This is a genomic window from Streptomyces sp. IBSNAI002 (assembly GCF_052244475.1).
Classification (GTDB): Bacteria; Actinomycetota; Actinomycetes; order Streptomycetales; family Streptomycetaceae; genus Streptomyces.
Genome location: NZ_JBQPXG010000002.1, coordinates 2,617,665 through 2,630,436, shown reverse-complemented (window position 1 = coordinate 2,630,436; position 12,772 = coordinate 2,617,665). Strand labels below are relative to the sequence as shown.

At 72.9% G+C, this 12,772-nt stretch carries 13 protein-coding genes; 4 read left to right on the top strand and 9 right to left on the bottom strand.

The annotated features are described in order from the left end of the window. The first annotated feature begins 3 nt into the window (after positions 1-3). Positions 4-1,503, top strand: a complete 1,500-nt coding sequence (locus tag ACTVZO_RS12745; protein WP_443298482.1) for a PepSY-associated TM helix domain-containing protein — start codon at positions 4-6, stop codon at positions 1,501-1,503. A gap of 84 nt (positions 1,504-1,587) precedes the next feature. Here ACTVZO_RS12745 and ACTVZO_RS12740 read toward each other — a convergent pair whose 3' ends face one another. Next, positions 1,588-2,232, bottom strand: coding sequence for a winged helix-turn-helix domain-containing protein (locus ACTVZO_RS12740; protein WP_443298481.1), 645 nt, complete (start codon positions 2,230-2,232; stop codon positions 1,588-1,590). Between the two features lie 491 nt (positions 2,233-2,723). Next, a complete protein-coding gene (gene glnII, locus ACTVZO_RS12735) occupies positions 2,724-3,743 on the bottom strand; it encodes a glutamine synthetase (protein WP_443298480.1) in 1,020 nt (339 codons plus the stop codon). Between the two features lie 333 nt (positions 3,744-4,076). Here glnII and ACTVZO_RS12730 point away from each other — a divergent pair, with 333 nt between their 5' ends. Continuing rightward, a complete protein-coding gene (locus ACTVZO_RS12730; RefSeq protein ID WP_443303145.1) occupies positions 4,077-4,949 on the top strand; it encodes a Gfo/Idh/MocA family protein in 873 nt (290 codons plus the stop codon). A gap of 82 nt (positions 4,950-5,031) precedes the next feature. Here ACTVZO_RS12730 and ACTVZO_RS12725 read toward each other — a convergent pair whose 3' ends face one another. From ACTVZO_RS12725 to ACTVZO_RS12705, 5 genes are all read right to left on the bottom strand, one after another. Continuing rightward, positions 5,032-5,595 carry a hypothetical protein gene (locus tag ACTVZO_RS12725; protein WP_443298479.1) on the bottom strand — a complete coding sequence of 188 codons (564 nt, stop codon included), beginning with the start codon at positions 5,593-5,595 and terminating at the stop codon, positions 5,032-5,034. Between the two features lie 575 nt (positions 5,596-6,170). Continuing rightward, complete coding sequence (locus ACTVZO_RS12720) at positions 6,171-6,800, bottom strand: DinB family protein (protein WP_443303144.1); 630 nt, start codon at positions 6,798-6,800, stop codon at positions 6,171-6,173. A 492-nt stretch (positions 6,801-7,292) separates the two neighbouring features. Then, positions 7,293-8,795, bottom strand: a complete 1,503-nt coding sequence (pdxR, locus tag ACTVZO_RS12715) for a MocR-like pyridoxine biosynthesis transcription factor PdxR (protein ID WP_443298478.1) — start codon at positions 8,793-8,795, stop codon at positions 7,293-7,295. After that, positions 8,792-9,001, bottom strand: a complete 210-nt coding sequence (locus ACTVZO_RS12710; protein WP_443298477.1) for a hypothetical protein — start codon at positions 8,999-9,001, stop codon at positions 8,792-8,794. The genes pdxR and ACTVZO_RS12710 overlap by 4 nt, the downstream gene beginning before the upstream one ends. A 3-nt stretch (positions 9,002-9,004) precedes the next feature. Further along, a complete protein-coding gene (locus tag ACTVZO_RS12705; RefSeq protein ID WP_443298476.1) occupies positions 9,005-9,376 on the bottom strand; it encodes an ArsC/Spx/MgsR family protein in 372 nt (123 codons plus the stop codon). A 153-nt stretch (positions 9,377-9,529) separates the two neighbouring features. Here ACTVZO_RS12705 and ACTVZO_RS12700 point away from each other — a divergent pair, with 153 nt between their 5' ends. Next, positions 9,530-9,781, top strand: a complete 252-nt coding sequence (locus ACTVZO_RS12700; protein ID WP_443298475.1) for a hypothetical protein — start codon at positions 9,530-9,532, stop codon at positions 9,779-9,781. 79 nt (positions 9,782-9,860) lie between these two features. Here ACTVZO_RS12700 and ACTVZO_RS12695 read toward each other — a convergent pair whose 3' ends face one another. Beyond that, positions 9,861-10,760: a nuclease gene (locus ACTVZO_RS12695; RefSeq protein WP_443298474.1), complete on the bottom strand. Its 900-nt coding sequence runs from the start codon at positions 10,758-10,760 to the stop codon at positions 9,861-9,863. A 75-nt stretch (positions 10,761-10,835) separates the two neighbouring features. After that, on the bottom strand, positions 10,836-11,921 hold the full coding sequence (locus ACTVZO_RS12690) for a PP2C family protein-serine/threonine phosphatase (RefSeq protein WP_443298473.1): 1,086 nt from the start codon (positions 11,919-11,921) through the stop codon (positions 10,836-10,838). 134 nt (positions 11,922-12,055) lie between these two features. Here ACTVZO_RS12690 and ACTVZO_RS12685 point away from each other — a divergent pair, with 134 nt between their 5' ends. Further along, on the top strand, positions 12,056-12,772 hold the full coding sequence (locus ACTVZO_RS12685) for a VIT1/CCC1 transporter family protein (protein WP_443303143.1): 717 nt from the start codon (positions 12,056-12,058) through the stop codon (positions 12,770-12,772).

Below are 12,772 nucleotides of genomic sequence, written 5' to 3'. Positions count from 1 at the left end.
ACCATGTCTCTTGACGAGGTTCGCGACGTCCCGACCCGGGACACCGATTCAGCCGACGCGGCAGGCATAGCCGCCCCGGCCGGCACCGCCACCCCGGCCGACGCTTCCGGCCCGGCCAAGCGCCGCGGCGGCGGCTGGGCCGCCCTGCGGCCGCTGCTCCTGCGCATGCACTTCTACGCGGGCCTGCTGATCGCCCCGCTGCTGTTCCTCGCCGCCGCCACCGGGCTGCTCTACGCCGCCTCCTGGCAGGCCGAGAACATCATCTACTCCGACGAACTCACCGTCTCCCGCGTCGGCGAGAGCGCCCTGCCGCTCAGCGCCCAGGTCGAAGCCGCCCGGGGCGCCGCACCCCAGGGCGAGATCGTGTCCGTCTGGCCCGCGCCCGAGTCCGACGCGACCACCCGGGTGATCATGGAGAGCGAGGGGCTCCCGGAGGGCGAGACCCTCACCGTGTTCATCGACCCGTATACGGCCGAGGTGCGCGGACAGCTCGTCACCTCCGGCGACGCACTGCCGGTGCGCACGTGGCTGAGCGAGTTCCACTCCAGCCTCCACCTCGGGGAGTTCGGCCGGAACTACAGCGAGCTCGCCGCGAGCTGGCTGTGGGTGGTCGCGCTCGGCGGACTCGCCCTGTGGATCGGCCGCCGCCGCAAGCGCAAGGCCGACCTCGTCCTCCCGGACCGCAAGGCCACCGGCCTGCGCCGGACCCTGTCCTGGCACGGGGTCGTCGGACTCTGGTCCGTCGCCGGACTCGTCGTCCTCTCCGCCACCGGCCTGACCTGGTCGAAGTACGCCGGCGAGAACATCGGGCAGCTCCAGGACAGCCTCGGCGGCGCCACCCCGGCCGTCTCCGCACAGCTCACCCCCGGCGCCGATGCGGGCGGCTCCGACGAACACGCGGGCCACAACATGCCCGAGGGCACCGAGATGCCCCCGCCCGCACCGACCGCCGACATCGGCATCGACAAGGCCGTCGACGCCGCCCGGGCCGCCGGGGTCACCGAGTACCTCCAGATCACGCTCCCCGCCAAGGGCAAGGGCTACGTGGTCAAGGAGAAGGACAAGCAGGTCCCCGTACACCTCGACGCCGTCTCCGTCGACCCCGCCGACGGCCGGATCATGGACGAACTGCGCTTCGCCGACTACCCCCTGCTCGCCCAGATGACCCGCTTCGGCATCGACGTGCACATGGGCCTGACCTTCGGGCTCGCCAACCAGATCGCGCTGGCCGCGCTCGCCGTCGGCCTGATGTTCCTCGTCTTCTGGGGCTACCGGATGTGGTGGCTGCGCCGGCCGACGAAGGACCGCAGGCTGTCCGTCGGCCGCGCCCAGCCGCGCGGCGCCTGGCGCAAGGTGCCGGTGACCGTCGTGCTGCCGCTGGCCGCGGCGACCGCCGTCGTCGGCTGGTTCGTCCCGATGCTCGGGATCAGCCTGCTGGTGTTCCTGGCGTTCGACCTGCTGCTCGGCTTCGTCGCGGCGCGCCGCGCGAAGGCCGCCGCCTAGGCCGCTTAGCCGCTGGCGGCCGTCGTCCGGCCGTCATGCCGACGGGCCCGCACTCCCCAGGGGAGTGCGGGCCCGTCCGCGTGATCAGGGGGCGTACTTGTAGCCCACCCGGCGCACCGTCTGGATCGCACCGCGGTGCGCGGCGCCCAGCTTGCGGCGCAGGCGGGCGACGTGGACGTCCACGGTCCGGCCGTCGCCGACGTGGCCGTAGCCCCACACCGTGGTCACCAACTGGTCCCGGCTGTGCACCCGGTGCGGGTGCTTCACCAGGTGCGTGAGGAGCTCGAACTCCAGGTAGGTCAGGTCGAGCACCCGCCCGTCGACCTCGGCGGTGCGCTGCGACGGGTCGATGCGGACCAGGGCGTCGCCCTCGGAGGCGGAGGGGGAGGTGGGGGCGGAGGGGGCCGGCGTCGCCGGTGCCGGGGGCGCGGCCACGGCCACGGCCTGCGGGGCGAAGGCGACCGGCTGCTGCTGGTCGGCCGGCACCAGGACCAGGTAGCCGACCATCGGCGGCCGGCCGGGCAGCGCCGGGAGCGTGTGCTGCGGCGCGGGCAGCCAGGTGGCGCCCGGCGGCAGCAGGTCGACCACCCGGGCCACCTCGTCCCGGTCCACGGCCCGCAGCCGGTGGCGCGGACTGGGCGGGAAGGTCAGGTGCGTGGCGGTCGCGGCGGACGTGGCGGTCGACGCGGACGCGGCGGACGTGAGGGGGCGGGTCTGGGTCTGGGTCATGAGTGGTCAGCTCTTTCACGCGGAGTGGTCGGCAGGAGACGTACGGAGGGACGTCATCGATGTCGTACCGCGCAGACCGAAGGCCTCGACGCAGATCAGGAGGGCGATCCGGAGGCTTTAGAGGGCCGGCGCGTTCTTCGCGCGGCAACACACCCGGTCGAAATCGTGGTCCTGACGGGACGGCCAGAACGGCTCGAGGTCCCTGCGACCTGACGAGGTGTGCGAGTGGCTGGCCATGCGTCCATTCAAGCAGACGGGCCGGTGCGGGGGCAGACCCCGTCTCACGTCGTGGAGCGGAATCCCATATTCCCTCGAGCGACTCACCTCAATACGGGACACAACACCCAGAGATCCGGGCGTACGCCGACGCCCGCCGGGCCTGGGTCGGCCCGACGGGCGTCGGTGGCGTGCGAGGTGGAGCGGGGAGGTGGGGCAGGAAGGTGGAGCGGGGAGGTGGAGCGGGAAGGTGGAGGTGGAGGTGCGGCGAGGTCCTAGACCAGGCTGTCCTTCTCCAGGCCCGTGCAGCAGGTGTCCGTGATGAGACGGGTCACCACGTACGGGTCCACGTTCGCGTTCGGGCGGCGGTCCTCGATGTAGCCCTTGCCGTCCTTCTCCACCTGCCACGGGATGCGCACCGAGGCGCCGCGGTCCGAGACTCCGTAGCTGAACTCGTTCCACGGAGCGGTCTCGTGCAGGCCCGTCAGCCGCTCGTCGATGCCGGCGCCGTAGTTCTTCACGTGGTCCATCGGCTTGCTGCCGTCGCCCAGCGCCTCGCACGCGGAGATGATCGCGCGGTAGTCCTCGCGCATCGCCTTCGTCGAGAAGTTGGTGTGCGCGCCCGCGCCGTTCCAGTCGCCCTTCACCGGCTTCGGGTTCAGCGTCGCCGACACGTTGAAGTCCTCGGCGGTGCGGTAGAGCAGCCAGCGCGCGATCCACAGCTGGTCGGAGACCTCCAGCGGGCCCACGGGACCGACCTGGAACTCCCACTGGCCGGGCATGACCTCGGCGTTGATGCCGGAGATGCTCAGGCCCGCCGCCAGGCAGTGGTCCAGGTGCTTCTCGACGATCTCGCGGCCGAAGATCTCGTCCGAGCCGACGCCGCAGTAGTAACCGCCCTGCGCGGCCGGGAAGCCGTTCACGGGGAAGCCGAGCGGACGGGTGCCGTCGAAGAAGGTGTACTCCTGCTCGATGCCGAAGATGGGCTCCTGCCCGGCGAACTTCTCGGCGACCGGACGCAGCAGCGCGCGGGTGTTCGACGCGTGCGGGGTCATGTCGATGTTCAGGACCTCGCACAGCACGAGGACGTCGTCCCCGCCGCGGATCGGGTCCGGGCAGGAGAACACCGGCTGCAGGACGCGGTCGGAGGCGTGGCCCTCGGCCTGGTTCGTGCTCGATCCGTCGAAGCCCCAGATCGGCAGCGCGTCGCCGTCGGCCAGGATCTTCGTCTTGGAGCGAAGCTTCGCCGTCGGCTCGGTGCCGTCGATCCAGATGTACTCAGCCTTGTAGCTCACGGGCCCCATCCTCAGACTCTGCGGTGCTGCTGGTCGCTGCTTTGTCTCGCTGCTTCATCTCGCGGCTTCGTCGCTGCGGTGATGACCGCAGCGTGCCCGCCCGCGATTTCCCTTCCGTTGCCCATGTGTGAACCCCGTGTTACCGAGGTTTGCACCGCAGGTCGGGTGGGTCGTGCGGGTCGGTCGCGGGTTGGGGGAGGTACACCTGTCCGGGTGGGGCAGACTGGGCGGGTGAGCATTTTGTCTGATGTGACCTCTGCCGGAGACCCCGCCGCGCACCCTGCCGCACATGAGGCCGGAGGTGCTGCCGCAGGTGCCCGGCCCCGGGTCGGACTGCTGGGCACCGGGCCCTGGGCGCACCGTACGCACGCCCCCGCCCTCGCCGCGCACGCCGGTTCCGACTTCGCCGGTGTGTGGGGCCGCCGGCCCGAGGCGGCGGCCGAGCTGGCGCAGGCGTACGGCGTGAAGGTGTACGAAGACCCCGACGAACTGTTCGCCGACTGTGACGCCGTGGCCTTCGCCCTGCCGCCGGACGTACAGGCCCCGCTCGCCGTACGCGCGGCCGCCGCCGGCTGCCACTTGCTGCTCGACAAGCCCGTCGCCACCAGGGTCGAGGACGCCCGCGCCGTCGCCGACGCCGCGGCGCGGCACCAGGTCGCCTCCGTCGTCTTCTTCACCCTCCGCTTCGCCGAGCCCACCGCGGGCTGGGTCGCGGAGCAGGCCGCCCGCCCCGGCTGGTTCACGGCTGCCGCGCACTGGCTCGGCGCCGTCTTCCCGCCCGACGGCACGCCCAGCGCGTACGCCGACTCGCCCTGGCGCAAGGCCAAGGGCGGCCTGTGGGACGTAGGCCCGCACGCGCTCTCCGTACTGGTCCCGATCCTCGGCGACGTCACCTCGGTCAGCGCCACCCGGGGCCCCTCCGACGTGGTCCAGCTGGCCCTGCGCCACACCTCCGGCGCCGCCAGCACCGCCGTCCTCAGCCTGGGCGCGCCGAAGGCGGCCGCCGGGGTGGGCCTGGAACTGCGCGGCACCGAGGGCGTCCGGACACTGCCCGGCTGGAGCGACGTACCCGGCGCCTACGGGCGCGCCCTCGACGCGCTGCTCACGGCGGCCCGGACCGGCGTGACGGACCCGCGGGGGGCGGAGTTCGGCGCCCGGGTGACGGAGATCCTGGCGGAGGCGGAGGGGCAGCTGCCTGAGGAGTGAGGGGTGAGGGGTGAGGGGGGTGGGGGGTGGGGGGTGGGGTGAAGGCGGTGGGGGGTGATGAGGTGGCGGTGGTCGGTGGTCGCTACTTGATCAGGGCGTTCGCCACGATGATGGCCAGTCCGATCGTGGCGTCGGCCAGCCCTATGAGCAGCGCGGAGCGCAGCCGGTAGCCGACCCGGATCGCCACGCACGAACCCCACGCGAACAGCAGGGCGGTGTTCAGGCCGAGGCCGACGGCGGTCACGCCGTACGAGTCCCAGCCGGTGAGCCCGGCGAGGACGAGGAGAAGCACGGTGGGCAGGGTGGCCACGATCATCGGCCACTCGTGCCACAGCGCCGTGACCAGCAGTCGCCACCGGTGTCCTACGGAGCCCTGCTGGTGCGTGGTCATGTGGTGCGAGTAGCCGTGCGCGAGCCCGGCCGTTGCCGCGGTGACGACCACCCAGCTGGCGTCGTAGAACGGCGTGTAGTCCCCGCCCGTCTGGTCCAGCGCGGCCAACAGCCCACTGGCCAGCACCGTCCCGTACACCCCGCCGAACATCCAGTCGGCCCCGCGACGGGGCGGCGGGAGGGGGGCCTGGGTGGGGGCGGGGGGCTGTGTGGAGGTGGGCGTAGAGGCCGGTGTGCCGGGCTGCTGGTGGTTCACTCCATGGTCCTTTGATGCGGTAAGCGCCGATTTGGCGCTCCGCACACCCTACGGGGGGCAGGTGTGAGGGCGGGGTGAGCGAGGGGGGCTTCGGGGGGTGGGCTTCGAGGGGCGGGCGGGGGCTTCGGGTACTGCGGGACCTGATTCCGGCGGAGGCTGATCAGGGAGGGTTTGGGGGTTTCCCGCCCGTCCGACTGTCTCTCCGGGTCGGGCCGTCCTGTCAAGGGCGCTCCCTTCGGTCGCGTCGCTGCGCGATGGCCTGCGGCCACCCTTGACAGGCCGTCCCGCCCCGGAAAGACAAGGACCGGCGGGAACCCCCCAAAGGAACGGTCCACCAGTTCCCTATGCCTGCCTGTGGACATCAGGGACCGACACCTGACCACCGGGGACCGGCAGGATCCGCGCCCGGGCCGGCCAGGGAAGCGATCCGGGCCGGGGGCCGCCCAACCCACACCAAACAGCGCCCACAAGCCCATCGGAAGCCGGTAGCGCGCCAGAACGCTACGCGCTCCTCATCTCTCAGCGTCCGACGGCCGTCCGGGGCTGGTAATAGGCGACAGGCGGAGGTCAGGGGCTCATTCGGGGGTGTGCTGCCGTTCGCGGTGGAGGTCGCGGAGGAGGGCGATCTCGGCACCGTGGTGCAGTACTTCCTGGTTCACCCACCAGGCGATGTCGATGAAGGGTTCTTCCGCGTCGCTGCCATGTGGGTAGGTGCAGTACCCCACGGTGTCCAGTGCGGCGTCGTCGACGCTCAGCAGCGCGTTCCGCCAGGCGCCGGCGGCAGTGTCGAATGCTGCGAGCGCCTCCTCGACGTTCCCGCTGACGGGATAGTCGTCGCGGGTCCGCGCGCGGCTTCCGGCCGTGTGGTCGGCGCGCAGGGTCAGCATTTCGCTGAGGTGGCTCAGGCGCCACGCGATGGTGGTGAACGGCGGCGGCCAGGGGTGCGGGTACGTCGCCGCGTCGCGCCCCCAGTCACCCGTGCCGGTCAGCAACGTGGCACGCGGTCCGGGTCCCTCCGTCCGTCGCCGCACCGACCAACAGCCCCCGACCGGCTCCCAGAAGAACTCCTCCCCGGTCATGGGCCCGACCTTGGTGTCCGAACCGTCACCACTGTCCATGACGGGCCCTGACATGCGATGGGTGAGGCGCTCGCGCGCGAAGTCGAACTGCTGCACCAACGGGACCAGGCGAGGGGGAATCACGATCACTCCTGTGACGAGCGGCAAGGAAAACCGACGCGCCAGCCTCTCAAAGCAGGTAAGAGACCGCGTCTCATTTTCCCCACCCCCACCCCCACCCCCACCCGCTCCCAGCCCCGGACGGCCGTCGGACGCTGAGAGATGAGGAGCGCGTAGCGATCTGGCGCGCTACCGGCTTCCGATGGGCTTGTGGGCGCTGTTTGGTGTGGGTTGGGCGGCCCCCGGCCCGGGATCGGTTCCGTGCCCGGCCCGGGCGCGGATCCTGCCGGTCCCCGGTGGTCAGGTGTCGGTCCCTGATGTCCACAGGCAGGCATAGGGAACTGGTGGACCGTTCTTTTGGGGGGTTCCCGCCGGTCCTTGTCTTTCCGGGGCGGGACGGCCTGTCAAGGGTGGCCGCAGGCCATCGCGCAGCGACGCGACCGAAGGGAGCGCCCTTGACAGGACGGCCCGACCCGGAGAGACAGCGGGACGGGCGGGAAACCCCCAAACCCTCCCTGATCAGCCTCCGCCGGAATCAGGCCCCGCAGCACCCGAAGCCCCCGCCCGCCCCTCGAAGCCCACCCCCACCACCCCCGCCAGTGCATCCACCGCCCTGGTGAACGCCGCGTTCGGGGGTGCCGCGTAGCCCACCACCAGGCCTTCGCGGGGTGGGGTCGGGTCCGCTCGGTGTCGGTAGGACGACAGGCCGTCCAGGGCGAGGCCTGCCGTTCTGGCCGCCGAAAGGGTCTGGGCCTCGCTGCCCGGTGGGAGTTCCAGTACCGCGTGCAGGCCCGCCGAGATGCCCGTCACCCGGATCTCGGGCGCCCGTGCGGCCAGTACGGAGACCAGCTGGTCGCGGCGGTCCCGGTAGTGCTTGCGCATCCGGCGGACGTGACGGTCGTACGCGCCGCACTCGATGAAGTCGGCCAGCGCCAGCTGGTCCAGCGCACTCGCCCAGGACTCCCGCTGCCCCTTCGCCGCCAGGACCTCGTCGATCAGCCGGTCCGGCAGGACCAGCCAGCCGAGCCGCAGGGCCGGGGAGAGGCTCTTGCTCAGCGAGCCCGCGTACACCACGTGCTCGGGGGCCAATCCCTGGAGGGCGCCGACGGGTTTGCGGTCGTAGCGGAACTCCCCGTCGTAGTCGTCCTCCACGATCACGCCGCCCGTCGTGCGGGCCCACTCCACGGCGGCGGCGCGCCGTGCGGGCAGCAGGCGGCCGCCGGTGGGGAACTGGTGCGCCGGGGTGAGCAGCAACGTGCGCACCCTGGAGGGGAGTTCGGTCGTCGTCCGCGCGCCGTCCTCGTCGACCGCGACGGGGTGCGGGCGCACCCCGGCGGTCTCCAGGATGCCGTGGTGGAAGGGGAGCCCGTACGCCTCGACGGCCCAGTCCCGGGGCCGGACCGACGCGAGCAGCCGCAGTCCGTTGGCGAAGCCGGAGCAGACCACGATGTTCTCCGGGCCGGTCCGCACGCCCCGGGCCCGCGACAGGTAGGTGGCCAGGGCCCGTCGCAGCTCGGGGCGGCCGCGCGGGTCCCCGGGGCCGAAGGCCTCGGTGGGCGCCTCGGAGAGGGCCCGCCGCGCGCTGGCGGCCCACGGGCCGCGGGGGAACGAGGCCGGGTCGGGCTTGCCCTGGAGCAGGTCGTAGCGCGGGCTGCCGGCCGACGGGCCCGCAGCCGACGGCCCGACAACGGACGGGCCCGCAGCCGCCGGCCGGGCGACCGTCGGCCCCGCAGCCGCCGGCCCCGCGCCCGCCGCCCCCTCCGCCACCCGGGTGCCCGAGCCCTGGCGGGCGGTGAACCAGCCCTCGGCGACCAGTTCGGCGTAGGCGTCGGCGACGGCGTTGCGGGCCAGGCCGAGGTCGGCGGCCAGGGTCCGGTACGGCGGCAGCCGTGTCCCGGCGGCCAGTCGCCCGCTGCGGACGGCGCTGCGCAGGGCCTGGGCCAGGGCGGTCCGCCGGGCGCCTTCGGCGGGGAGGTCGAGGTGCAGGTCGGCGCCCGTTTCGCCGGGGTCGCGGGCGGTCACGCGTCGGCCTGTGGTGCGAAGACGGTGTGGGCGGCCGTCAGGAAGCGGCGGACGGTTTCCCGTCCGGCCGGGTCGAAGGTGTCCAGCCGGTCGATCACGGCAGTGGTGCCCGCCGAGTTGAGGCCGAGCCGTGTGCCGAACTCGACGGTCACCGCCCGCAGCAGGTGCGCCACCCCCAGATTCCCGGGTTCCCCGTTGTCGCTCATGTCCTAGCCCTTGCGGGACAGGGCCTCGCGGACGGCCTCCTCGGAGCGGGCGACCACGGCCGTGCCGTCCTCGGCGGTGATGATGGGGCGCTGGATCAGCTTCGGGTGCGCGGCCAGGTGTGCGATCCAGCGGCCGCGCGCCGCGTCGGTCTCCTCGCGCGGCAGATCGCGCACGCCCGTCTCCTTGGCCAGCGGGTCGGAGGTGCGGGTGATGTCCCACGGATCCAGTCCGAGGCGGCCGAGCACCTCCCGGATCTCGTCCTCGGAGGGCACGTCCTCCAGGTAGCGGCGGACGGTGTAGTCGGCGCCCTCGGCGTCCAGCAGGGTCAGTGCGCTGCGGCACTTCGAGCACGCGGGATTGATCCAGATCTCCATGCCGTCCAGCCTATCCAGGGGCTGTCCGGTGTCGTGTCCGGTGCCGGGTCCGGTGCTCGGTGCGCAGTCCGTCCGGCCAGGGCTTTTGTCAGTGCTGCCCGGTAAAATCGAGGGAGAACGACAGGAAGCCAACTACCGTTTGGGAGGCTGTAGATGGCCACTGCCACCACCATTCAGCACGTGAAGAAGAAGCCGCTGCCGGCGGGCCTGCCCCGCGAGTGGTACGAGAGCCACAACCGCCGTCTCAAGGCGATGCGCCTGGCGATATCCCTGCTCGACTCGGGGACGTACGACGCCCGGCGCGCCACGAACCGGAAGATCCGGACGATGGCGGTCCGCACGGGGATCCACCGGCCGTCCAACGTCACCTGCAAGATGGTGCGCGCCTTCATCCAGGCGGCGTGAGCCGGCCGTACCGAGCCGGCCGTACCGAGTCGCGCAGGCGTCGGCCCGGCGGGGTGGAGGTCCCGCCGGGCCGGCGTCCTCACTTCTCTTCGAAGACGAGTTCCTCGGGCAGGCGCAGCATCCGCACCGTGTCGCCGTCGACCTTGACCACGCGGTGCAGGCCGGTGACCTCCTTGCCTTCCGAGGTGATGCGGTAGGTGTCCGCGGACCCGGCCAGGTAGGAGGGGAAGGAGGACAGCAGCGGCTCCGCGGGGTCGGAATCGGGATCGGGGTGGAGGTCGATGTACTCCTTCAGGCGGCGGAACAGCTTCGGGAGGAGCACCGCCCCGTTCGCCGCCGTGATCGAGGACATCCCGCAGATCTTCGCGCCCTGCGTGGTCACGTCCGCGTCGTCGGCCCACACCCCCTTCTTGGCGGCCCGGGCCTGCAGGGCCGCGGCGGTGAGGACCTCGCGCAGTTCTTCGGGGAAGCCCGTGTAGAAGGTCGGGTAGGCCAGGCCGAGCGAGATCAGGTGGAAGTTGGCCGTCTTCTTCAGCAGGCCCTCCTCGACCCGGATCTCGTAGCCGGAGCACGCGGGCGGGGTGCCGCGGCCGACCAGGGCCACGCAGCGGCCGTGGATGTCGGCGCCGCGGGTGAGGATGAAGCCGGGCACGCTGTCGGGGATGGTGGACACGGTCTCGTCCTCGTGGCGGTCGACGCTGGCGAAGCCCACCCATGCCAGGAGCTCGTTCGCGGCGCGGTGGGCGAGGTCCAGCGGCTGGTGCTGCACCGGTCCGTAGGGGCCCTCGTAGTGGGTCTCCAGCGTGTCGACGGACTCCAGCCGGATGCTGGCGCGGCCGTCCGGCGCGGGCACGATCCGCTTGCGGCCGGGTACGAGTTTCCAGTCGGCCGTGTCGTCCGGGACGAAGGGGATGGTGTCGCCGTCCGGCTGGGCCGTGGCCGGTACCCGGAACGTGCCTCTGATCAGCAGCATGGACATGATGTCTCCCACCGCAGCCGTCACTGTGTGTGCTCGACGGTTACGTAAGGTACACGCGCGGTGAGGGCCCCGCGATCATGCCGGGCCGTCCGGTGACAGCAGCAGCAGGGCCACGTCGTCCCGCGGCCCGCCGTCCGTGAAGGCCACCAGGTCCCGCCAGACCGCTCTGACCAGGCCCGCCGGATCACGTGTCACCACGGTCAGCCGCGTGGCCAGGGGATAGAAGTGGCCCGACGCGTCCCGGGCCTCGGTCACCCCGTCGGTGTGCAGCAGGAAGCGGTCCCCGGCGCGCACCGCCAGCTCCGTCAACGGCGGCGGGTCCGGCCGCGCGAGCCCCAGGCCCAGCGGAGGGCCGGGCTCCACGGTCACCTCCTCGACCACCGGCCCGCGCAGGCGCAGGGCGGGCGGATGCCCGCACGAGACGATCCGTACGAGGTCCAGCCCGGGCGGGAACTCCAGCAGCAGGGCCGTCGCGAACAGCTCGGGGTGCCCGTCGGGGGCGGCCGCCGCGTCGCAGGCCAGCCGCCGGTCCAGCCGGGCCGCGACCGCCACCAGTTCCGCGTCGTCGAGCACCGCCTCCCGGAAGGCCCCGAGCAGCGCCGTCACCGTTCCGACCGCCGCCAGGCCGTGGCCCTGCACGTCCGCGACCAGCGCCCGGACCCCGTAGGGCCCGGCCCGCACGTCGTACAGGTCGCCGCCGACCAGGGTGCCGCGCTGGGCCGCCCTGTAGAGGCCGGAGCAGCGCACCGGCCCGACCCGTTCCGGCACCGGCGGGAGGACCGCCAGCTGCGCCGCCTCCGCGACCGTCCGTACGCTGACCAGCTGCGCGTCCCGGCGCCGCCGCACCCAGGCGATCACCACGCTCAGCAGTCCGATGGCGGCCACCGTGAACAGGTCCGAGCCCCCGGCGTGGGCGACGTTGAGGCTGTGCACCCCGAGCAGGACGAGGACCAGGGCGGCGAAGAACGCGGTCCCGGCCGCCCCGTACGCGAAGGCGGCCACCGGGGGCAGACCCGCGAGGAAGAAGCCGAGCTCGACATCGCCCGGCGTGAGCATCTGGGCGAGGACCAGCACCACGAGGGCCACCGCGGGCGCGAGCCGGGCCCAGCGCGGCGGTGGCTCCCCGCGCAGCCAGCCCGGCTCCTCGTCTCCGCGTCTCACCCCTCCACCCTGGTACGCGGGCCAGGCGCGCGCACCCCGGACCGCCCTGCCGGGTGGCCCGGGGCGGTCCGTGCCGGGACAGTGGGGGCGTGACGGAAGACGATGCCCCGGGCAAGGCTCTGACGCAGGCGCACATCGACGCGCACGGCTCCGGCGGTGGTGACGGATCGCCGAGCGCGGACATCAGCACGCGGCTGAACTGGCTGCGGGCCGGGGTACTGGGCGCCAACGACGGGATCATCTCCACCGCGGGCCTGGTGGTCGGTGTGGCCGGTGCCACCACCTCGCGCGCGGCGATCCTGGCGGCGGGGGTCGCCGGACTGCTGGCGGGGTCGCTGTCGATGGCGGCGGGGGAGTACGTGTCGGTCAGCTCGCAGCGGGACTCCGAACGGGCCGCGCTGGACATGGAGCGCCGCGAACTGGCCGAGGAGCCGGAGGCGGAGCTCGAGGAGCTCGCCGACCTGCTCGCCGCGCGCGGGCTGAGCCGGGAGGTGGCCCGCGAGGCCGCGGAGCAGCTGACGGAACGGGACGCGCTGCGGGCCCATGCCCGGGTGGAGCTCGGCATCAACCCCGATGAGCTGGCCAATCCGTGGCACGCGGCGTTCGCCAGCTTCGTCGCGTTCACGGTGGGGGCGTTGCTGCCGCTGCTGGCGATCGTGCTGCCCGGTCCGTCCGCGCGGGTGCCGGTGACGGTGGCGGCGGTGCTGGGGGCGCTCACGCTGTGCGGGGTGCTGAGCGCACGGCTGGGCGGGGCGCCGCCGGTGCGCGCGGTCCTGCGCAACGTCGCCGGCGGAGCCCTGGCCATGGCCGTCACCTACGCGGTGGGCACCTGGCTGGGCACGGCCACCTGA

Coding starts and splice junctions, on each gene's coding strand:
- ACTVZO_RS12745 (WP_443298482.1), top strand. CDS start 4: ATGTCTCTTGACGAGGTTCGCGACGTCCCGACCCGGGACACCGATTCA.
- ACTVZO_RS12740 (WP_443298481.1), bottom strand. CDS start 2,232: ATGACCCAGACCCAGACCCGCCCCCTCACGTCCGCCGCGTCCGCGTCG.
- ACTVZO_RS12710 (WP_443298477.1), bottom strand. CDS start 9,001: ATGAGCGACAACGGGGAACCCGGGAATCTGGGGGTGGCGCACCTGCTG.
- ACTVZO_RS12705 (WP_443298476.1), bottom strand. CDS start 9,376: ATGGAGATCTGGATCAATCCCGCGTGCTCGAAGTGCCGCAGCGCACTG.
- ACTVZO_RS12700 (WP_443298475.1), top strand. CDS start 9,530: ATGGCCACTGCCACCACCATTCAGCACGTGAAGAAGAAGCCGCTGCCG.
- ACTVZO_RS12695 (WP_443298474.1), bottom strand. CDS start 10,760: ATGTCCATGCTGCTGATCAGAGGCACGTTCCGGGTACCGGCCACGGCC.